This window comes from Paenibacillus rigui (genome assembly GCF_002234615.1).
Lineage (GTDB): Bacteria > Bacillota > Bacilli > Paenibacillales > NBRC-103111 > Paenibacillus_S > Paenibacillus_S rigui.
Map to the genome: position 1 here is coordinate 258,667 of NZ_NMQW01000002.1, position 20,418 is coordinate 279,084.

Annotated in this window: 21 protein-coding genes; 2 read left to right on the forward strand and 19 right to left on the reverse strand. The window is 47.6% G+C overall.

The window, feature by feature from the left end:
• Positions 1–3: 3 nt before the first annotated feature.
• The 8 genes from CF651_RS01905 to CF651_RS01940 all read right to left on the reverse strand — a co-directional run bounded on the left by CF651_RS01905 (position 4) and on the right by CF651_RS01940 (position 7,612).
• On the reverse strand, positions 4–867 hold the full coding sequence (locus tag CF651_RS01905) for a type II secretion system F family protein (RefSeq protein ID WP_245855617.1): 864 nt from the start codon (positions 865–867) through the stop codon (positions 4–6).
• Positions 868–936: 69 nt separating this feature from the next.
• The gene (locus CF651_RS01910) at positions 937–2,160 is read right to left on the reverse strand and encodes a TadA family conjugal transfer-associated ATPase (protein ID WP_094013137.1); all 1,224 of its coding nucleotides are present in this window, start codon (positions 2,158–2,160) and stop codon (positions 937–939) included.
• On the reverse strand, positions 2,147–3,283 hold the full coding sequence (locus CF651_RS01915; protein ID WP_094013138.1) for a P-loop NTPase family protein: 1,137 nt from the start codon (positions 3,281–3,283) through the stop codon (positions 2,147–2,149). The genes CF651_RS01910 and CF651_RS01915 overlap by 14 nt, the downstream gene beginning before the upstream one ends.
• 275 nt (positions 3,284–3,558) lie before the next feature.
• Positions 3,559–4,029 carry a signal peptidase II gene (gene lspA, locus CF651_RS01920; RefSeq protein ID WP_094013139.1) on the reverse strand — a complete coding sequence of 157 codons (471 nt, stop codon included), beginning with the start codon at positions 4,027–4,029 and terminating at the stop codon, positions 3,559–3,561.
• 109 nt (positions 4,030–4,138) lie between these two features.
• Positions 4,139–4,570 carry a universal stress protein gene (locus CF651_RS01925; protein WP_094013140.1) on the reverse strand — a complete coding sequence of 144 codons (432 nt, stop codon included), beginning with the start codon at positions 4,568–4,570 and terminating at the stop codon, positions 4,139–4,141.
• Positions 4,571–4,652: 82 nt separating this feature from the next.
• The gene (locus tag CF651_RS01930) at positions 4,653–5,906 is read right to left on the reverse strand and encodes a sensor histidine kinase (protein WP_094013141.1); all 1,254 of its coding nucleotides are present in this window, start codon (positions 5,904–5,906) and stop codon (positions 4,653–4,655) included.
• Between the two features lie 91 nt (positions 5,907–5,997).
• On the reverse strand, positions 5,998–6,258 hold the full coding sequence (locus CF651_RS01935; protein ID WP_094013142.1) for a hypothetical protein: 261 nt from the start codon (positions 6,256–6,258) through the stop codon (positions 5,998–6,000).
• A gap of 46 nt (positions 6,259–6,304) precedes the next feature.
• Positions 6,305–7,612, reverse strand: a complete 1,308-nt coding sequence (locus tag CF651_RS01940) for a DUF695 domain-containing protein (protein ID WP_094013143.1) — start codon at positions 7,610–7,612, stop codon at positions 6,305–6,307.
• 165 nt (positions 7,613–7,777) lie between these two features.
• Here CF651_RS01940 and CF651_RS32120 point away from each other — a divergent pair, with 165 nt between their 5' ends.
• Positions 7,778–7,930, forward strand: coding sequence for a hypothetical protein (locus CF651_RS32120; RefSeq protein ID WP_179232649.1), 153 nt, complete (start codon positions 7,778–7,780; stop codon positions 7,928–7,930).
• On the opposite strand, the gene CF651_RS01950 is transcribed toward CF651_RS32120, so the two are convergent.
• A complete protein-coding gene (locus tag CF651_RS01950) occupies positions 7,927–8,808 on the reverse strand; it encodes a LysR family transcriptional regulator (protein WP_094013145.1) in 882 nt (293 codons plus the stop codon). The two genes, CF651_RS32120 and CF651_RS01950, sit on opposite strands and share 4 nt — an antisense overlap.
• A 132-nt stretch (positions 8,809–8,940) precedes the next feature.
• Here CF651_RS01950 and dapA point away from each other — a divergent pair, with 132 nt between their 5' ends.
• Positions 8,941–9,810, forward strand: a complete 870-nt coding sequence (dapA, locus tag CF651_RS01955; RefSeq protein ID WP_094013146.1) for a 4-hydroxy-tetrahydrodipicolinate synthase — start codon at positions 8,941–8,943, stop codon at positions 9,808–9,810.
• Here the strand turns inward: dapA and CF651_RS01960 are convergent.
• The 10 genes from CF651_RS01960 to CF651_RS02005 form a co-directional block, all read right to left on the reverse strand.
• The gene (locus tag CF651_RS01960) at positions 9,807–11,009 is read right to left on the reverse strand and encodes a C40 family peptidase (protein ID WP_094013147.1); all 1,203 of its coding nucleotides are present in this window, start codon (positions 11,007–11,009) and stop codon (positions 9,807–9,809) included. The genes dapA and CF651_RS01960 overlap by 4 nt on opposite strands.
• A gap of 33 nt (positions 11,010–11,042) precedes the next feature.
• On the reverse strand, positions 11,043–11,681 hold the full coding sequence (locus CF651_RS01965) for a class I SAM-dependent methyltransferase (protein ID WP_245855619.1): 639 nt from the start codon (positions 11,679–11,681) through the stop codon (positions 11,043–11,045).
• A gap of 211 nt (positions 11,682–11,892) precedes the next feature.
• Positions 11,893–12,945, reverse strand: coding sequence for an SAM-dependent methyltransferase (locus CF651_RS01970; protein WP_245855621.1), 1,053 nt, complete (start codon positions 12,943–12,945; stop codon positions 11,893–11,895).
• A gap of 22 nt (positions 12,946–12,967) precedes the next feature.
• Positions 12,968–13,741, reverse strand: coding sequence for an ABC transporter ATP-binding protein (locus CF651_RS01975; protein ID WP_094013149.1), 774 nt, complete (start codon positions 13,739–13,741; stop codon positions 12,968–12,970).
• Between the two features lie 3 nt (positions 13,742–13,744).
• Positions 13,745–14,098: a cyclic-phosphate processing receiver domain-containing protein gene (locus CF651_RS01980; RefSeq protein WP_094013150.1), complete on the reverse strand. Its 354-nt coding sequence runs from the start codon at positions 14,096–14,098 to the stop codon at positions 13,745–13,747.
• Between the two features lie 11 nt (positions 14,099–14,109).
• On the reverse strand, positions 14,110–14,949 hold the full coding sequence (locus CF651_RS01985; RefSeq protein WP_094013151.1) for a deoxyribonuclease IV: 840 nt from the start codon (positions 14,947–14,949) through the stop codon (positions 14,110–14,112).
• Between the two features lie 14 nt (positions 14,950–14,963).
• A complete protein-coding gene (locus CF651_RS01990) occupies positions 14,964–15,776 on the reverse strand; it encodes an Fpg/Nei family DNA glycosylase (protein ID WP_094013152.1) in 813 nt (270 codons plus the stop codon).
• Between the two features lie 143 nt (positions 15,777–15,919).
• The gene (locus CF651_RS01995) at positions 15,920–17,479 is read right to left on the reverse strand and encodes a ribonuclease H-like domain-containing protein (RefSeq protein WP_094013153.1); all 1,560 of its coding nucleotides are present in this window, start codon (positions 17,477–17,479) and stop codon (positions 15,920–15,922) included.
• Positions 17,480–17,589: 110 nt separating this feature from the next.
• Positions 17,590–19,836 carry a DEAD/DEAH box helicase gene (locus tag CF651_RS02000; RefSeq protein ID WP_094013501.1) on the reverse strand — a complete coding sequence of 749 codons (2,247 nt, stop codon included), beginning with the start codon at positions 19,834–19,836 and terminating at the stop codon, positions 17,590–17,592.
• 311 nt (positions 19,837–20,147) lie between these two features.
• Positions 20,148–20,363 carry a hypothetical protein gene (locus CF651_RS02005; protein WP_094013154.1) on the reverse strand — a complete coding sequence of 72 codons (216 nt, stop codon included), beginning with the start codon at positions 20,361–20,363 and terminating at the stop codon, positions 20,148–20,150.
• Positions 20,364–20,418 lie beyond the last annotated feature (55 nt).

Genomic DNA, 20,418 nt, shown 5'->3' on the forward strand with positions numbered 1-20,418 from the left:
ACATCACACCTTTATATTCATAATCATTTTCGTTAAAGCATAGCAGCCGATTAAAACGATGAGAGCAACCGTCATAATCATCACTCCAATTCCTTGATAAACCGGCTCCATGTAATCGGGGGAACTAAAGCTGAGAACCGCAATAACTATTAATGGTGCGAAAGTGAGTACCCTGGACTCGAATCGTTTCTGAGCCATCATCACTTGGATGTCCTGTTGAATATCCAGCTTTTCTTGGATAATGGATGCGGTACGGCGAATCACTTGCACCATGTTGCCACCGGTTCGTTTGCAGGTCATGAATACCTCGGTAAATTGTTGAATATCCTCAATGCCAGACCGTTCGCTCCAGTCCTTCAATGCATATTCAATCGTATCTCCGTTTTCGACTCTTCTGCGAATCGTTTCCAGCTCCTTGATAATGAACGTCCGCGGGTCCGGATACAGCAGCTGCATGTCCATTAATGCTTCGTCAAAAGCCGATTCTACGGATTTACCGGCCCCGAGTGCCGATGATAATGAAGACAGCATTTGTTTAAATTGCAGCCGAAGCTGCGTCTTTTGCTTCCGAACCAGCTCTTTTTTACGTATAACCGGGTAGTATAGGCCCGCGATCGAGATTACAGCTGCCGCAGCACCATTCTTGTAGAAAAGATAACCTATGATACCGAGAACAACGATACCTATGACGGAATACCAAAACTTTTCTCGGCCGCTCATCCGATAAATTTCGTATTGCATCAGACCGGAAGAGTAATGCGTATCCTCTGTTACCGCTGGACTTCCTCCCTTGTGCTTTTGCTTCTGTTGAAGCCTCTGATAAACATAAAGGGCCAGCCAACTTAAACCTGCCGTCAGCAGGATCATCACGATATAATCCAGTTCGATGCGGCCTCCTTTTGAATTCGATGAACTTGCAACGTTTATTGCTAGTTGCTAGAGGGGAATCCCCGCCATTTCAAGCTTACTTGTATGCTGTAGCCGGTTCCCGGTCGGAACCAGCTCCCCAACCACCTTTCCTCCTTCTTCCTCCCCCCTTTCTACAAAGATAAATAGTGGATTTAACTGTACTTCACCGTTCTCCACACCGATAATTTCACTAATCTCCGTGACTCTGCGGGAACGGTCCCTCAATCTTGTCAGATGAATCATGACATCGATCGCGGAGCAGATTTGCTTGCGAACCACCTTAACAGGAAGCTCTGCTCCGCTCAATACCATCGTTTCCAAACGGCTCAGCATGTCGCTTGTCGAGTTGGCATGGCCCGTAGACAAGCTGCCATCGTGCCCTGTGTTCATAGCAGCTAACATGTCCAACGCTTCGGCTCCTCTCACTTCGCCGACAACAATCCGATTTGGCCGCATACGCAGCGAGGAACGGATCAGATCACGGATCGTAATTTCACCTTTTCCCTCTGTGTTTGCGTTGCGTGTCTCCATTCTTACCAGGTTCGGTACGGTACGGATTTGCAGCTCCGCAGAATCCTCAATTGTGATGAGGCGCTCTTCCTGCGGAATAAACTGGGAAAGCGCATTGAGAAACGTTGTTTTACCGGACCCGGTTCCCCCGCCGATGAACAGGTTGTATTTGGCCAGGACCAGCTTTTTGAGAAACTCAGCTCCCTCCTGACTTAGAGCTCCATTATGAATTAAATCGTCGAGGGTTAAAGGGCGCTCGGGAAACTTCCGGATTGTCATCGCGGGTCCTTCCAGTGCAATCGGAGGCAGAACGACATTGACCCTGGAGCCATCCAGCAGTCTGGCATCAACAATCGGACTCGATTCGTTCACAGCCCGGTTTACCTTGGCTACAATCGCTTGAATAACATCCTCCAGCTTTTCTCTGCTCTCAAAGGCTACTTCCGTCAGAGTGACCCTTCCCTCCTGTTCAATAAAGATCCTATCATGACGATTGATCATTATCTCCGTAACCGACGGATCGTCTACAAGCGGCTGGAGAACGTCCAGGCCCCTGAATGAATGGAATAATCGCATAACCAGCTGATGCCTTTGCCCTGCCGTCATGTAGTCCTGGAAAGGATATGAAAACACCTCCTGCTCTATTATTTCCTGCAGCTGTACATCTGTTAACGAGACAGATAAATCGAATTTACTTTGAATCAGCTGCTTCAGCTGCTTCACGATCTCATCCAAGCCCATGTGCTTTCTCCTTCGCTGAGGTGCTCGTTACCCACGGCCATTCCGCGATCTTTTCACTGAAGGCACAGCGAATCTGAACATTCTCCACGGTACCGCATGCCTTCCATTCGGGTATATAAGGCAAATAACCTGCAATAGGAAGCGGCCACTCGGTCGCAGCCGTTCTTAAGCTGCCGTTGAATTTATTGACGATCAGCTGCACGGCTGCCGGACCCTTCCCAGCTCCTGTAGGACTGCCCTCACCCCATTGCCGCCACCGCAGCTTCAATTTGTCCAAATGAATACGGTCATCCAATGCAAGCCAGATAATCCGATCGCTTTGGTTTAACGACGCATTTACCCTTGGGACCATGCATGAATCCAAATCGATCAATAGGTAATCATATGCACCGGACTTCCAGATCGAGTGGATCAGTGTCTCCGTATCCTGCTCCGACATATGCTCCACTTCCTTGGGCTCGAACCCGCCTGGAAAATAATCGAAGCCCATCACCCTATGCTTCCGTTTGTATCTCTCAATACGGGCCATCTGCAGCTTCGGATCGGTTTTGCCATAATACAGCATTCTTGCCAGATGATTTTCCGGCCCTGCCTCTCCAGGCTCCATCCATGATAACGAAGGAAGCTGCTCCAAATTCAAGTAAAATACTTTACGCCCCTGCATCACCAGCTCTCTGGCCAGATGGACCGCTGTCAATGTTTTGCCCGTTCCTCCTGCCGCCGAATAGAGAGAAATCACTTGAGAGGCTCGGTTGCCTGTAATCATACGTTTGGAGGAATACTCGTTATAATGGGAGATCATATGGGAAAGCAATAGGTTCAGCGGCTGATACTTGCAAAGAACCGGATATTCCAAAATATCCGTAGCCGCGGCTGTGTCACTTAATAGGATTAAGCATCCCAGCTGTTGTTGGAAAACTTTATCCGGCAATGGCATCAATCCCTCATGCACCAACAGGATGTAAGGTTCGACGGCCTTATCGATAAAAGCAAACCCTCTCTCTTTAATTGAGAATGCGGTAAAAGTAAAGGTTTGCCCATATTCCGAAGATCGGATATAAGCGGAAAACATCTCAATAAAATACGGGTCTTCATCCACAACGACAAGCCTCATTTTACCCATATAGCCCCTTCTCCATTTCTAAATGCTGAACTCCATCCTGCCCAATCATCCGTTTCTATAAAACCCCCTTGAGCTGTAATATTCCGGTTACGACAAGTAGTACAGAAATAATTGCAGTGATAACGGCGGCTTTCACCTGGTTTGAAATAGTCCACTCCCCTCCTCGCAGAAAACGCAAAAAAAGCACCGGCTGAACAGGAACGAATCCTTGAACAGCGGTGCTTCCGCTTGCGAATATGAATGTAAACTAGATTATAGCACAACAATTGGAAAATTCAACTATTTTTATTTGTCAATTCACTTGATCTTCGTTTCCTCACCATTTGCAGCAATCCGCTTACTATAAACAGCACAATACCAATCTCGATTGCATGATCCGCCAGATTGAGAATTCCTTTTCCCGAGCGAGAAGTTAAAAAATCGGTAACTTGACCGAACAAAATCCTGTCGATTCCGTTCCCGGCCGCGCCCCCCGCCAAAAAACCAAAGCTGAGATCGGCCATGACACCTTTCAGCACACCTTGTCGACGATAATAAATGACAACTGTGACAAAAAGAATCGCGGCAACCGCAAAAAGCCGTCCATACCCTTGAAACAAACTATGGGCCATCCCGCTATTTTCATAGTGAGTAAGCTCCATTCCCCAAAGCGGAATCGTTTCTCCAATCTCAACATTCATACGGATTAAAATCTTCGTCATTTGATCGATAGCCACAACAAGCCCTGCGATGATATAAAATAGCATAGCGACTCCTTCTCTTCTCCTGTAGATTAAAAGTGCCCACCAACGACTGCATGAAAAAAGCACGCACCTGAATCATCGAAGGTGCATGCTCTTATAGGATGATTTCCATTTATTTAATTACCAAAACAGGAATCTTGGACTGCTGCACAATATTATGGCTTACACTACCCAAGAACAGCTCCCTGATGGCCCCAAGTCCACGGCTTCCCATTACGATTAAATCAAATTGATGGTTTTCCGCATATTGCAGAACCGTATGGGACGGATCTCCGTTCTGAAGCACATACTTTGCTTTTATATCCTCAGGAACCAGTTCCTTTGCTTTCTTCAAAGTTTCTTGAGCACCTTCCAAAAAAGCTTTCTTGGCATCAACAGCATACGAATCACCGATCACTGTCGGATAATGGAAGGCATGAATAATTTCTAATTCGGGAATATGGTTGGCTGATGCTTGTTCCTTAACCAAATAGACCGCTTTCTCTAAAGCTTTCTTGGAAAGATTAGAGCCGTCAAACGCAACAAGGATTTTATTGAATAACATCTTGGATCCCCCCATTTGCGACTGGTTTGATACATCTCCATTATACCATAGTTTGATTTATTATGACAAAAAACGCTTTAAATTATGAGTGCAGCGGAAACAAAATACGGAATTCCGTCCCATGCCCAACCTCACTTCGAATATCGATCTTTCCCGTCATGCTTTTAATGATATTAAACGAAACCATTGTACCAAGTCCTGTCCCTTTTTCCTTATTTGAAAAGTAGGGTGTACCTAGGCGGCGAATTTGTTCGTTCGTCATGCCGTTTCCGTTATCCATAATTAAAACAACTATACTATCCTTGTCCCGCTTGGCAGTAATTCTTAATTGTCCGCCTTGGTGAAGCATCGCTTCGATTCCGTTTTTGGCCAAATTAATCAGACTTTGTCTGAATTTGGACCGGTCCCCCACGATGAGCAAATCTTGTTCAAACTCTACTATGATTTCAACATTGTTCAATAAGGCATACGAATTTAATACTTTCCCGACATATTCCAGCTCCGCCCCAATATCTAATTTATCGGTATTTTCCGGCTGCGGTTTGGCTAAGGACAGGTAATCATTAATGATTTGCTCTGCACGATCCAGCTCTTCCAAGCAAATACTCCCATACTGAGCTTTTTTCTGCGCGGTTAAATCGGCTTGCGTCAGCAGTTGAATGAAGCCGCGTACCGAGGTTAAAGGATTTCGGATTTCATGGGCTACCGAAGCGGAAATGACACTGACGATTTTCATTTTTTCCGATTCGATCAATTCCTTACGCATTCTTGCATTTTTAATAATGGATTCGATAATATACACGGTCAAGCCCATAAATATCGATTGAATGATATAAAAAATGATGGCATCAAACAATCTGTAATTCGGGTCAAATATGTAATTGCTTACGATACCAACCGTCTTGCATATAAAGGCGATGGCAGAGGTGACAATAATCTTATGAACCAGACGTAAACTATGGTATCTTTTCTCTATAAAGAACACCAATACGAGCGCAAGTGATGCGGAAATAAGATTTAAATAAGCACCTTGCCCCGCGTATATAAACCGCACGGATAGAAGTGTAATAAATAGAAGCAGCATCACGATTCGGTTGCTGTACAAGCAGGCCAGTATAAAAGGGATGACACGAAAATCAAACATCAGCCCCTGCTGGACGGTGACATGAAAAATCAAGCACAGAACGGACGAACTGGCGAATAATACATAAAGAAATAGATTTTTAACGAAGGGCTTGTCTTCTGTTCTATCTGAATTTATGAACGGATAGAAAATAAGTGGAAACATAATAAAGAAGACGTTTAATAATAACCCCTCTACGGCGTAGTTAAACATCGACGGCACCAACTTCGGTCAAAATGCGTTGCATAACAGTAACCTTGATATGTGATGAGAAGGTTTACTTGCTGCGTCCACATATATCACATTATTCTCTTAAAGCTTCTCGAAGTCTGCTGGACATGTAGCTGTTCTCTTTATGGCTTTGAGCTGCACGGAGCTTTTTTAATTGTTCCTGCAATTTTGTTTTGTCTGCTTGCAGCTGTTCGATCTGTTTCAATAAGTGCGGCTGCTGCTCCCAGGCTTCAATACAGGCTATGAACTCACTACTTTGTGCCTCTGATGCTTGAAATTGCTCCTTAACGGCTTGCTTAAGTGCTTCGCCTCGTGTTTTGCGTTCCTCAATCATTCATAACCACCTCCAAAAATTACTGCTTGCAATCAAGCTTTCCTTGTTAATTCAAGTTTTGCAACGCGATGCTTCTGTCATGCTGCCCCGGCTTACCCGCTTCTACGACATCCACTATCATTCCTGAGGAATTGATAAAAAAAGTTACCGGATAGCTCCTCACCTTATAGGCATGAATCGTATCCAAACCGTCTTTATCATGAGCGATTGTAAAAGACAACTGCTGCTCCAAGGGATCATGGGTTACATGGGGAAAACAAACCGATATGATCTGCACTTGTGCCGCTGCTTCTTGCTTCGCCAAATCCTGCAGGTTCATGAAATCTTTGCGACAAGGCTCCATGGATGCATCGCAGAAATGTAGCATCTGAGGATGTCCTGTCCCTCCAATTTGCACTATGTTATTGTTTTGATCCCGCAGCTTAATTATCGGTGCCTTTTTCCCTACTGCCAGCGGTGGAGGAAGCTCTTGCTTCCCCGCCATGGATTGCCTTACAGTTTTCGAATCTACAGTAACTAGGCCAATCGCACCACATATGACCGCGAAACCAAGCAGCATGGCCGGAATACGCGCCTGGTTAACAAGCTTTTTCCACTTCCTTACTGCCTTTTCCTGCGGAATGATTCCCCAGCCTTCATATCTCCCGCCCGCACCTGAGATCATATCATAAAGAACTTTCGTCGTTTCATTCAATACAGGTTCACTTAAGACCAGATGGTGGCTAACATGCAGCTTATGCTTATGGCTAACTCCTTGAGGATCATTCTCGATATGCTCTACCCGGTAGTCCAGACTCATTAACTTCTCTTTGACCTCATCAAGTTCCTGCTTGCTTACAAAACCAAGCTGATGATGGACACGCTGTGAAACCCCTGTCTTGTAGCCTTCGTATTGCAGCGATCTCACAATTTGACTGTTTCTTGCAAACATTTTTTCTTCTTGGGATGGCAGCAAACTGGTATAAAAATCCCAGTCCCCGTCTTCTCTTACTTGAACATAATGCCGATAAGACCTATAGCCTTCCAATGTATTCAAAATAACGGATTTAGCTGTGCTCCCATCCTGCACGTAAAATATAAATTCGAGTCTTGCAGCTGAATCGATTCGGCCTACAAAAATCCCCGTACCGGACGCCTCGAATATTTGCTCCAGCTTCTCTTCGATTTCATTCAATTCCTTTTGAATCCGTTTGGCCTGTTCTTCGTTTTCTGCAATATGGTATGTATTTATAAAAAGAAACAGCAGCTGTGAATACCCCGATGACGTCATGTGCTGCTTTCCGTGTAAATCAAGAAAAATATGAATTTGTTCATTCTCGCTGCTTCTTTGAAATAAGATCCAATTTCTCTCCATGGGGCACCAACTTACCTTAGTATAATCACATTTTCACGCCATAAAATGGTAGATCTATCATTGTAATGGGTTCAAATAATTGATATATTATGTTTCGGCAAAAGAACTTCAACTTGTTAGGTGAATGACATGGACGAATCCCACAAATTTTATGAAGAGTTACGAATGAAATACCAAAAGGAAGATAGAGCCAGGCTGCTGATGCAGCAGCTCCGTACGTTCCAAGAAGTGAAAAAACACAAAAAGTGGTGGCAGAAGCTTCCACTGACGAGCAAAACCAAAACCAAACCGATTAGCTGGGATATCAAGCAAAGCTAATTGAGTTCACCACCCGTGAGCATGCGTGTAAAGGTATCCAATGCATGCGACTTCCACTTGCGGGGATGCATTATCATGTGAAGAAAGAAACTAAGTTCCGGATGCTGGAAGGGAATCGTACTCAAGGTTCCCCTAGCCACTTCCTCCTCAACAGCAATCCGGGGAAGCAGAGCAATGCCAAGTCCGTTAATGACACACTGTTTAATGGCCTCCAAACTGCCCAGTTCAAATCCGACCCTAAAGGTCACCCCTTGATCCTTGAGTAATTTTTCAAACGTGCTCCGGTAAATACAGCTTCCTTCTGATACGATAAATTCACTTCCGTTCAAATCCTCCAGCTTCACGACTGTCTCTCGTGTGAGCAGATGATCATATGGAGCAACCAGAACTAGCGGCTCTTCCCGAATCGTTACGCACGTCAAGGAAGAATCCGTGAATTTCTGATCCAGCAGCAATCCAACGTCATATTCCCCCTCCTTTACTTTGGACAGGATTACAGCTTCGCTTTCCGGATACAGTTGAATACTGAGACCCGATACCCGCTGCTTCAGCTGCTGCAAATAGGGTGGCAAGTAATACGCGGCGAGCGAATCAATGGTCCCGATTGTAAAGGATCCGCTGGATTTCTGAGTTATGGTCTCTTTGGATTGGGCGTACAATTCAAGCATCGGGATAACAAATTTCAAAAGCTCCTCCCCAGGCGGGGTTAGTCGCATGCTTCTTCCATAACGTTCAAATAAAGGCACACCGTATTCTTTCTCCAGCTTCTGAATTTGTGTCGTAATACTGGATTGGGCGTAGCCTAATTCCTCAGCAACCCGGGTAAAGCTTTGCTTTCTCGCAACCTCACGAAATGTATGAAAATAGGTTAAATCCATCACTCAAACCCCTTCAACTATCAATTTTATTGAAGTTAATTATCACTAATTATAGATAACAGTAATGTTAATTTCTATGTTAAGGTGAACTTATTCATAGAAGCACTTACTTTTCTTGAGGGGATGAAGGATATGTTAACTGAACAACAGCTCTCGGGCGTTTATGTGCCTACAATTACTCCATTTGATACGGAAGGGAGGCTTGACATCGAGTCCTTCCAAAAGCATCTTCAAAGCCTGATTGCATCCGGTATCGATGGAGTTGTGGTTCATGGCACGACCGGCGAATCACCAACCGTTCGCAGTGCTGAAATCGAACAGCTCATGCAGGCTGCGACTGCAGCGGCAGGTCCATCCGGACTTCCAATTGTGCTCGGCACGGGGACGAACGATACTGCATCCACAATAAAAAATACGGAGCGGGCCGCTGTGCTTGGCGCGCAAGCCGTGCTCGTCGTAGTTCCTTATTACAACCGCCCCTCGCAGCAGGGGATCATTGAGCATTTTCGTCAAGTTGCACAAGTAGGCATTCCCGTTATTGCCTATGAGATTCCTTATCGGACAGGGGTTAAACTGGATGTAAATACCGTGCGAACGATTCTGGAATTGAACGGGGTTATCGGTCTAAAGGATTGCTCAGGCAGTACTCAGTTAATCACCGAGCTGTCTCAGAGGGGCTCTAAGCCTGTATTATGCGGAGAAGATTCATTAATGTATGCATCGTTAGCTCTAGGGGCTAAAGGGATCATGGCGGCTGCAGCGAACGTAAAAACCGACCGGTTCGTCAAGCTGTATAACCAGTTCATTAACGGAAATACCCAGGAAGCGAAGGAAACGTTTGACGAGCTTTATCCTCTGATTCAACTCTTGTTCGCAGAGCCGAATCCGGGACCTTTAAAATGGATTTTGGCGCAGCAGGGGATGATTACTTCAAGTACAGTCAGACTTCCGTTGGTACAAATTACCGCTGAACTCCAAAAACAGTTGGAACGAATGATTTAATAATAGCGACGGGCTCCTGCATATTCCGGAGTATTCATAGCAATAATCTCTACACTGCGTTCCGTCTTGGGTGAATGAATCATCTGCCCGCTGCCAATATACATGGCAACATGATGAACCTTACCTTTACCGTTGTTATACGCATAAAACAATAAATCGCCAGGCATCAGGTCAGCAGTCTCAACCTTCCTTCCCGAGGCTGCTTGATCCTTGGCGTCTCTCGGAATCCAAATTCCATAATAACGATGAATCGTGTACATGAGGCCGGAGCAATCAAATCCGAAGCCGGAGGTCCCTGACCATAAATAAGGGAGGTTAAGAAATTGCTTGGCGGTTTGCACCAATTGATCTCCGCTCACATGTGGAATGTCTCCCTTGAACGCCGTTTGTTTGTGTGCTGCTGGAGCAGGTTCAATACGTCCATCCTGCACCTTCAGCCATTTCAGCTTCTCTGCACCCGGCACCGCTACTCCAAGGCGCTCTTGCTCTCTTGCCACTAAAGGCAATGTTGTGTTAAAACTAGCTACCTTATACACCATATCCGTGTAAGCGCCGTCATAAAGAGCAGTTGTAGGAGCCGAGATCGTGACGAGAGGACATCTCTCATAAATCACTCGCTGTTCGGTCAACTGCTCCTTTGGCAGCCAGCCTGTGTAACCTCTGGCATCCTTCGGTGTAGCTTGCTCTGGTATCGCTACCTTAACCCAATCCCCCCTGCGGTCCAACACAATGACCTTCGTCCCTAACAGCGCTTGGGTCTCCAGCCTTCCAACAAGCCAAAGCTTATCGGCAATGGCCATGGATCGTATCCAGTCCATTATATCAGCTGATGCCCCTATACTGGCTCGATCAATCAGTCTCGTTTCGCCCGGTGAAACCCACAAGGTAGCTACTGGAACAGAGATCACCCATTCGGGCTGTCCAGCTGCCGATACTTCCGCACATTCGTGCTGAGTCTTATGCAAATCGTGGTCTTGCATAACCGATGCTCCTGCCGCTGTGGCAATGGCTTCCGGTACGATTGTCTTCTCATCTGCAGCCTTCGCTGTTATGGAAGCTTCATTCGCGACGACATGCGGAATCGGAGATTGTCCTCCGGCAGGCATAGAATGCGGCATCCGAGAGCTGGAAGGCAAGAAGAGAATGCCCATTGCTGCAATAACCAGAAATAGACCTAAAGGTACTAGCAGCCTTTTCAATCAGCATTCTCCTCCCTTCTCTTCCAATCATAGCTAGCCAACCGCTGCTGCCAGCTCCCAGCAATGCTTCGGTTTATCGTAACGGTGCATCACCGTTTCCTGCATCCAGAGAATAGACCATCCGGCCAATAGCCTATGAAGCTGATCCCGATCAAAGAACCGTTTCAATCTCCCATCGCACTCGTACAGGTTCGGTTCTATCACACGACCTTGTCCCGCTCCGTATGCCGTATCCTTCGTTGAATTCACCCTGCACAACAGAGCACCGCCCGGTTCAAGTACCCTTTGGAGCTCAGCAAGGATAGAGAGCGTTTGGGACCATGTAAAATAATGCAAGCTTAAATCAGCAACGATGACTGAAGCTGAGTCCGTAGGGAACGGCAGGGGCTCCAGCAGATTGAGCTGGCGAGTTTGGACTGCTGGAACGGCCTCTGCAACGTTGTGCAAGGCTTCCTCCGACAAGTCACAAGCGATGACCTTGTATCCCCTGTCTGTTAAATACATCGTATCCCAGCCGCTGCCGCAGCCAAGATCCAGGATCGCTTTATCCTTCGAGCGTTCCAGAAGCTTGGAATGCTTATCGAGCCAATTATCATTTCCTTCAGGCTCGCCCCGCCTGGAGGCTTTATAAATATCGTTCCAGTATTGAAGCTCATTCCGCCCGTTTTGCAAAAAAATCCCCTCCTTTCCATTGAAGGCCACTGAAAAAGCTGCGAGCTGCATGGACGGATCCTTCTTCCGATCGCTGTTGTCCCCGGATTTTCTTAATTTCAACCCGCTTATAGCGGTCAAAATCCGGGACAAAAGTGTACGCTTACGCTTCTACAGAACGATTCCGTCCACTCCGCCCGTTTTCATTGGCCTCCTTTCATTGGCGTCATAACTAGCCTTTAATGAGGAACAACGTTAATTCTTCCCTGTTGTGGAACAATTGTTTTGCCTTTTGCAGCATCAGTTCCGGCTGAACGTCCTCCACAAGCTCACGTACTGTCTGGAAAGGCTTCTTATGCATCAGCTTAACCGTAATAATTGCAGTACCGCCCGGGATCAGTGAGTATAATAATCCTTTGACCAATCTCGACATTTGTCTTGGACTCCAGCTCATATCGCAAACGAGCAGATCAAAGCTTTGCGGTGCAAATTTGACATCGCCAGCGTTTTTTTGAATGAACTTCAGCTTCGGATTGCGCAGCAGACTTGCGTCCAGCTTGGCCGGATCGACCGCCGTCACCTGTAAGCCGCGTTCCAGCAAGAAGGACGTCCAACCGCCCGGTGCGGCCCCGATATCAATTGCGGAGCGGTATTGGCTAAAATCGAGTCCGAACGCCCGCTCCGCTTCCAATAGCTTGAACTTGGCGCGGGAAATTTGACCGTCCTCCTTGCGGAACCGGATCGCGCCGCCCGACCAGTCTGACAAATTATGCTCGGGCTTGGAAAGGCCTAAATATACGCGTTCCTCAGTAAGAAACAGCGACAGCGTCCATTGCGCGTCTTTGACCACAGGAACCGCTTGGAATCGTTCCTCCAACACAGCGTCGATGATCTGCTTGCAAGCTCCAGGCGCGAGTGCGGATCCGACCTGCTCGGTTTTGCGGATTTGAACGGCTGTTGGGGCCCCCGCGGGAAGCGCTAGCTCCGATGACATCACCATTTGGCGCAGTTGATCCGGTGTGCCTGCATTCCAATCCATCACTTCGTCGACCGGCTGCATATGCCTTAAAAACATCGGCTCCTGCTCTACCAATCTGCGTGTGGCCTCCGACTTGTCGACGTTCAAGGTAAATATAAATATTTCGGCTGGCACAATCGTCACAAATTTCGCGCCCGCACCAAATAACCTGCGTATTTCCTCTTGCGCATGCTGTCCGTAACCATGATTGGCGGTTCCGATAAAAGTACTTTCCTTCGTATGCTGCATCATTGTGGGTTGTTCCATTGCTACCTTTCCTTCCATCCTCTTACAGCACCTTGATCCAGGGGCGGTCCTGAAACCATTCCAAAGCGACAGAGACCTGGAACGCCTTTAACAAATTTTCTTCCGTCAATACATCCTTCTTTGCTCCAGAAGCAATCAGTTCTCCTTGGTCAATTAACGCAACATGGGTAAACATCGGCATGATTTCCTCGATATGGTGTGTAACATACAGTACGGTGATATTTTGCTCGCTCAGCTCGTTAACCGTCTCAAGCAGACGCTCCCGCTCGAACAAATCGAGGCCTGAGCACGGCTCGTCCATAATCAAAATTTGCGGGCTTGTCATAAGGGCGCGAGCCAGCATAATTTTCTTCCGTTCCCCTTGCGACAACGTTCCCAACGGATTGTCGGCCAAATGACGAAGCTTCATCCGATCCAGCATTCGCAAAGCTTTTTCCTTCACCTCAGGTGAAATTTCTTCGTAAAAACGCAAGAAAGCGTACTCCCCCGTAGCTATGACCTCCCATACCGGGTCGCCGGGATTGAGCTTTTCGTACAGGGACTGGCTGATATAGCCGATTTTTTTACGAATTTCGCGGACATCGCATTGGCCATAAATTTGATTTAGAACTTCAACGGTCCCGCGGCTCGGAAATTGGTAGCCATTAATGAATTCGAGAATTGTCGTTTTTCCGGAACCGTTTTTCCCGAGAATGACCCAATGCTCGCCTGCTTTGACCTCAATATTAATATTGGATAAAATATGGCGTTCCTCGCGGATAAAATCAATATTTTCTAAAGATAAGACCTTCACAATCGATCACAACCTATTCTTGTCCATTTTGGCAATGTATTGAAGTTTTTCGTCCGGAATCGGACCATTGAAAAGCTGAGCAGCGTCAGGCTTGTTCGGATACAAGAGCTGGTACATGCTCCATCTCCCGGTTATGCTTGACGTGTGGAGGTACAGCTCCTGCGGATAACGCTGCGATGCAACAATATATCGCGCTACTTCCAGCCCTGTCGGCTGCCCCCATCCGAGGTCATAGTCCAAAGAGAGAACGCTGACCTCACATTCCTGAAGAAGGAGAATACATTCCTCGACATTTCTGGCCCAGACAAAGCCCAACGGGCATGCTCTGAGATCATCGAGAAATACATGAATACCCTTCATAAGCAGCCCCCCTAATTGTCCGCAAGCTTGCGTATCAAAGCAATCTCAGGGGCATGGGTCATCCCCTTGGGTACAGGTGTTTCCAATACAAGCGGCAGATCCCGCCCACGAGCCCATTGCAAAAACTCGCGGAACCGTTCCTCTCCGATCTCCCCGAAACCAATCATCGCATGGCGATCTTTATATTGACAGCTCGGATAAACGGAATCGTTCATATGTATTGCCAATAAATCATTGAAGTAGCCTAATGACTCCGCTTTGCTTGCCAGCATCGACCAGCCGCCCTCCGCAGCAGGCCATAATCCGCAAGCAAAAGCATGGCATGTATCCAAACAAAAGCCGATATGGGCGCGATGCGCAGACAGCTTACGGATTTGTACAAGCTCTTCAAGCGTCGTTCCCATCAAGGAGCCTTCTCCCGCTTGATTCTCAATCAGCAGCTTGGCCTCCCCTTGCCAATCCGAAAGAACTTCATGTAAACATTGTATAATATTTTTGTAGCCTTGTAACGTATCTTGACCTTTATATTTGCCAAAATGAACGACAACCCCGATGGAGCCGCATGCATCCGCGATGGCCAGATCGTTGCGAAGCGACTGTACGGTTGCTTTAATTAACGCCGGCTCCTCCGCAGCCAAATTCGTAGGATAGGGGGAATGGGCAATCGACGATATCCCGTTCTCACGGCAAAATCGGGCACATGCTTCCGCGTCTTGACGGTTCCATAGCTTAATGCCCAAGCTGCGGGGGTTTTTCGGGAAATACTGAAATGCATTCGCCTGCAGCTTCAAGGCCGTTTTCGCCGCTTCCAAATATCCGTTCCGTATGCTAATGTGGCACCCTATATGCATCGTTTTCCTCCTGTTTATTGCTGGCAGTTGGGGCAGCAAAATGATTTTTTGGAAGAAACCTCATTGCGCATGATCAAGTGGCCACAGCGATAGCAGGACTCTCCCTCCCGATCGTACACCTGGCAGCGGCTGTCATAGCCGCCCGTAAGCACATCTCCCGCATAAAGGGGCATATCCATATATCCCCCGTAGCGTATTGCCTCCGACAGCACATGTCTCATCGAACGATAAAGCTGATCAACTTCAATCGCGCTTAATTCGGCGCAACGGCGTTCAGGCAAGAGCCCGGCATCAAAGCAAATTTCGTCGGAGTAGCAGTTACCAATGCCTGCCATCACATGCTGATCGACCAAAGTCGCTTTCAAGGTTCCCCTTTGCTTCCCGATTGCTCCCTTAAAATGGTTGAGAGTAAAGCCTGGCTCCATCGGCTCCGGCCCCAGCTTTTGAAGCACCTGGGCTGCTGATTCCGGATGTTCATACAGATGGATATATCCCAATCGGAGACCTATACAATAAAGCAGCATATTCCCGAAGCGAAGCGTCACCTGTACCGTGCGGTCAGGCTTCTGCTCTTCCGTCCCGCAAAATAATACACCACCCAGCATTAAATGGAGCAAAAGCAGCTTGGAATTAGACAAATGGAACAGCAAATGCTTCCCACGCCGTTCGATATAACGAATCGAATTTCCAAGCAGCGCTTGCTGAAACTGTTCAACGGGAACATTAATTGACTTCTCCCGCGTAACCTCTACCATGGTTATCGTATGCCCGTTCAAACGGGTACCGAGCAGCAGCTTATAGTTTTCCATCTCCGGCAGCTCCGGCATCGTCGCATTCCGCCTTTACGCAAGCAATATGAAATAAGAGACATGACCCTTCAACGATTTCTCATTACACGTGAACTCAGTTGAATTGCCTTGTCTCTCTGTATTTCCATATTAAGGGCGATTTATGCCCAATAAGCAGCCGGTCAAAATAAGCTGTCCATGCGATACTGCATGTCTCCATCTGCAGCGGGCTTGCGCGGTTTGCGCTGACGGGCCGGTGTGCTTTCAATAGATCCGGAGTCCCGGCTTTGCGCTCGCTCCACTTTGTTGCGAAGCCGCACGAGCCGCTTCTCTATGGCTTTAAGCAGCTCCGCCTGCTTCCGCTCCTCCTCGGATAATCCTTGTCCCCGCTTCGTTCTGCCGAGCTTCCGCTGCGGACGAAGAAGCGATTGCCTCTGCCAAGCTTTGTTCATCGCTTGATCCGCATAAAACAATGCCAGCTCCGGCCGTTTCTCCCGGTGCTCATAGTGCATTGCCAGCTCCAAATACGGTTCGAGGGATGCCGTGCTCCTCTCGCCTCTTTGTTCCACATAAAGCAGCCATAGCCCGCATGCTTCCGTGTACCTGTGCTGCTGCTTGTACCATTGTGCGGCAGGCAGAACATAATCCATTGCCGCCTCCCGCTCCGATGGCGAAGCATACAAATTGGCGATTAACTGTTCCAATACTTGCTCCGCGTAGATGGCCGACCCGACCTTACTCAGCCATAAACCAAGCCGATACTGTTCTTCCAGCTGCATTTCCGACAGACGAAACCGTCCATTTAGGACATGCGAGAAATGAACCGCTAATCCGGCCAACGACAAAATATCGAGCTCATTGTGCTCAAATACGCCGCTCAGTATCCGAACATCCCGCTCCGCCAAATATTGAAAATACAAGGTCGGGGCGAGCGAGCCCGGCACATCCTCGTGACGGTTGACATGCAGCCGCTCTTCTTCCACCTTCCCCAGCTTGCATGAAGGAAGCGTATGCTTCCACAGGCTGCGTGACGGATATAAAAAGTCCAGATGCCCTGCAATGTCAGGCTCCGCAGGCATCCGATTCAGAATATAGCGGTTCTTAATCAGAGGCCAATCGAACGTTTTACCGTTATAGGAAACGAGATAAGGATGCTGCTTCAGCTTCCCCTCCAAATAATGAAGCATAGCGAATTCCTCGCCCGGATGGCGAATGAACATTTGTTCCACGATGAATTGCCGGCCTTTATAAAATCCGATGCCGATCATAAACGGAACATTCCCCGCCCCGACACCAAGCCCTGTCGTCTCCGTATCCAAAAACAGCAGCTTCTCATACGGCAGTCCTTCGGCTTCGGCCTCCACATCCCCTGGCAGCAAAATGGACATGAGCTTATCGGATTGCTCCATGATTTCATCAAGGCTGTATCGGCCATGCTGAAAAGAGCCATCAAAGATGCGGCGCCGGAGCACGAAAGAACCCTGCTCGTTGTGCTCCATATGAGCCCCTATCTCCGTCCATTCACTCTGCTGTGCTGTCTCGGCGCTGCTTTCCAGCCTGGCGGCCGGTAAACTGCTATCGGATTGCGGAGGCAGCTCCCCTTTGTTTGCAATCACGTCGGTTTCAGCACCATTCCCAGCCGCGTACCATGCTCCAGACGTCTCTCCTCCGGCATCTATTGCCGGCAAGCTCCCTGCTGTCGGCTTTTTATGCCGTAGAAGCCGTTCGCGCAGCCCGCTCATCGTCCGAATTCCCTATATTTAATGCTATGAATTATAGATTGTATCATCACATGACATTACCCCAATTTGTAAAGTCTCTAGCTTTTTATCGTTCAAGATGACAACGCCCGTCAAAGCTGATTCAGCAGCTGGATGCTTTTTAGCTTCGCGTCAATGCCTTCGATCTCGGTGCCGATACAGGAAGGGCATCCATCCGAGCATGGACATTTTTGGATCAAACGGCGAGCCGCCGCTTTGACTTCATCGAATCTTTTAAACACGTCTTCCGCCAGTCCGATCCCGCCTGGATAATGATCGTATAAAAATACCGTAGGCAGCTGCGTGTGGGCAGCACGGATCTGTGAAACGACGTGAATGTCGTTACGATCGCACATGACAAGAACAGGTACGATATGCTTCAATACATTGGAAATGCCCAACAAAAGCTGTTCAAGCGTTTTAGACCCGAGCTCAGGGTCCGTTTCCTTTAACTCGAACCAAGTCGCACTGGTATGCAATTCCTCTTCAGGCAAATGAATAGGACCGTAGCCGATGTTTTCAAAAGTCGTCAGCTTGATTTTCTTAAACATCGTAGGCAGCGCGTTTACAACGACATCGCCGTAGTAAACGGCCGTCGTTTCCCGCTGCTTGGATTTATCGATTTCGAGCACTTTTAGCTGTACGGCTAAATTCGCATCCGTATAATACTCTACGTCTACTTCCCTCACATAAGCTTTCTTGTGCTCCCAGTCCAGCTTCTCCACCTGGAACTGGACCCCTTCGTGCAAATAAATAGCCTCATCGTGAAGCAAAGTCATGGCGCTGAAACGGTCCATTTCTCCGATGATCCGCACATTGGCAATGTCGGACTGATCGACGATGACGACATTTTCTTGAGACGCGGAGCGCAAGCTAATTTCACTGGCCGGAAACGATTGATTAGCCCAGTAAAAAGTATCGCCATTTTTATGCAGTACGCTTTCCTCCACTAGGAATTCCATAATTTCCGTTACATCGAGAGGTCCGAACTCCTCGGTTCCCTTAAACGGAATTTCGTAGGCCGCACACCTTAAATGATCTACGAGAATAATGAGATTTTCCGGGTTAATACGAGCCGACTCGGGAGATCTGTCGAAAAAATATTCCGGATTTTGCACCACATATTGATCAATCGGCGTTGAACTCGCTACCATCACAACAAGGGCTTCTCCGTGTCTTCTGCCGGCCCGGCCTGCCTGCTGCCAAGTGCTTGCCACGCTTCCGGGATAGCCTGTCATCACGCATACCTGAAGCTGTCCAATATCAACCCCGAGCTCCAAAGCATTCGTACTCACGACGCCTAAAATTTCACCGTCCCGAAGCCCTTTCTCGATCTCCCTCCGCTGCTTGGGCAAATAGCCTCCACGGTAACCCCTTATGGACTTCGTTCCGATTTCTTTTTTTACCAGCTCCTGCAAATGACTTAAAATAATTTCGACCCTCACCCGGCTTCTGGCAAAAACGATCGTCTGGATTTTGTTTTTGAGAAATTCCATGGCCAGCCTGTTTACTTCTACCGTTGCGCTTTTTCGTATGTTCAGAGGCTGATTGACTATCGGCGGGTTGTAAAATACAAAATGCTTTCTTCCCCTCGGCGCACCGTTGTCATCAATTAACCTCATCGGTTGACCGGTTAACTGCTCCGCTAGCTCTCTCGGGTTCGCTATCGTAGCGGATGTGCAAATAAACACGGGATTGCTCCCGTAAAAACGGCATATCCGTTTCAATCTCCGTATCACATTCGCCACATGACTTCCGAACACCCCGCGATACGTATGCAGCTCATCGATGACGATGTATTTCAAATTACCGAAAAGACTAACCCATTTGGTATGATGCGGCAGTATAGCGGAATGAAGCATATCCGGATTCGTGATAACGATATGTCCGGCCTTTCTTACGATCTGCCGAATCGCCGGCGAGGTGTCCCCATCATAAGTAAAGCTCTTAATATCGATTCCCATTTCTTCTATAATTTCATTCAGCTCGCTTTTTTGATCCTGTGCCAATGCCTTGGTAGGGAACAGATAAAGTGCGCGGCTGCTGTCATCCTCGGCTATCGCCTGTAAGACGGGCAGGTTGTAGCACAACGTTTTTCCGGACGCCGTCGGGGTAACTGCAACAATGCTCTCCCCTTTTTGCACTGTTACATATGCTGAATATTGATGTGTATAAAGTTCATGAATCCCTCTCTTGACCAGCGCAGACTTAATCCGAGGGTCGACGCTTTCGGGAATCGGCTTCGTTCTGGCTTCCTGCGGCTCAATTTCATGCCAGTTAATAATATTCTCATTGGACCGTAATTCGTGAATCAGATCCGACAATTGCTTTTTCTTCATCATGAGTATCCCTTCTTAGGATAAATATACTTTCATTATAGCGAATGTACGTTCGGCGGACAACCAGCAATTAAGAACAGCTCGTCCGACAAAATAATTCGCCGTTCCGCACAAATAACCCTGACAAGGAGAGCAAAACTCCTTATCAGGGCTCATGTATGTTATCAATAACGATATATTTTAGCTGCAGCTATGGAGAAATACATAAAATCAGACGGAAAGCGTCGAAAGGTGTAGGAAATCTTCGATCTGCCCTATGGGTTAAACCGTGAAACCATGTCGTTTCCTGCGCTTTCCCGGGAAAAGTTTGTTTACAGCAAATCCGAGGAATCATCGTAATCATAACGCAAGCCGTCGTGCGCCTCAGCCTTCTGCTTCGAGCCAAACAGCAAGGCGGCCTCCGCATTGTTTTGGAGCTTGCTCAATACTTCACGGTATTGGCTCACTTTCGATTCCTTGTTCTCCGTGTTCATGGCTAAGCGCAAAGCTTGTTCGATTACGGCAACATCCTGACTCGTAAAATCCATGCCGCATCCCCTCCTGTGCGTCTATTTACTACTTGACTATTCTCTCCCAAAAACT

Bases quoted from the DNA above. Each gene is read 5' to 3' on its own strand.
- CF651_RS01905 (WP_245855617.1), bottom strand. From the start codon at position 867: ATGATCCTGCTGACGGCAGGTTTAAGTTGGCTGGCCCTTTATGTTTAT.
- CF651_RS01910 (WP_094013137.1), bottom strand. From the start codon at position 2,160: ATGGGCTTGGATGAGATCGTGAAGCAGCTGAAGCAGCTGATTCAAAGT.
- CF651_RS01915 (WP_094013138.1), bottom strand. From the start codon at position 3,283: ATGGGTAAAATGAGGCTTGTCGTTGTGGATGAAGACCCGTATTTTATT.
- lspA (WP_094013139.1), bottom strand. From the start codon at position 4,029: ATGCTATTTTATATCATCGCAGGGCTTGTTGTGGCTATCGATCAAATG.
- CF651_RS01925 (WP_094013140.1), bottom strand. From the start codon at position 4,570: ATGTTATTCAATAAAATCCTTGTTGCGTTTGACGGCTCTAATCTTTCC.
- CF651_RS01930 (WP_094013141.1), bottom strand. From the start codon at position 5,906: ATGTTTAACTACGCCGTAGAGGGGTTATTATTAAACGTCTTCTTTATT.
- CF651_RS01935 (WP_094013142.1), bottom strand. From the start codon at position 6,258: ATGATTGAGGAACGCAAAACACGAGGCGAAGCACTTAAGCAAGCCGTT.
- CF651_RS01940 (WP_094013143.1), bottom strand. From the start codon at position 7,612: ATGGAGAGAAATTGGATCTTATTTCAAAGAAGCAGCGAGAATGAACAA.
- CF651_RS32120 (WP_179232649.1), top strand. From the start codon at position 7,778: ATGAAATACCAAAAGGAAGATAGAGCCAGGCTGCTGATGCAGCAGCTC.
- CF651_RS01950 (WP_094013145.1), bottom strand. From the start codon at position 8,808: ATGGATTTAACCTATTTTCATACATTTCGTGAGGTTGCGAGAAAGCAA.
- dapA (WP_094013146.1), top strand. From the start codon at position 8,941: ATGTTAACTGAACAACAGCTCTCGGGCGTTTATGTGCCTACAATTACT.
- CF651_RS01970 (WP_245855621.1), bottom strand. From the start codon at position 12,945: ATGGAACAACCCACAATGATGCAGCATACGAAGGAAAGTACTTTTATC.
- CF651_RS01980 (WP_094013150.1), bottom strand. From the start codon at position 14,098: ATGAAGGGTATTCATGTATTTCTCGATGATCTCAGAGCATGCCCGTTG.
- CF651_RS01985 (WP_094013151.1), bottom strand. From the start codon at position 14,949: ATGCATATAGGGTGCCACATTAGCATACGGAACGGATATTTGGAAGCG.
- CF651_RS01990 (WP_094013152.1), bottom strand. From the start codon at position 15,776: ATGCCGGAGCTGCCGGAGATGGAAAACTATAAGCTGCTGCTCGGTACC.
- CF651_RS01995 (WP_094013153.1), bottom strand. From the start codon at position 17,479: ATGAGCGGGCTGCGCGAACGGCTTCTACGGCATAAAAAGCCGACAGCA.
- CF651_RS02000 (WP_094013501.1), bottom strand. From the start codon at position 19,836: ATGAAGAAAAAGCAATTGTCGGATCTGATTCACGAATTACGGTCCAAT.
- CF651_RS02005 (WP_094013154.1), bottom strand. From the start codon at position 20,363: ATGGATTTTACGAGTCAGGATGTTGCCGTAATCGAACAAGCTTTGCGC.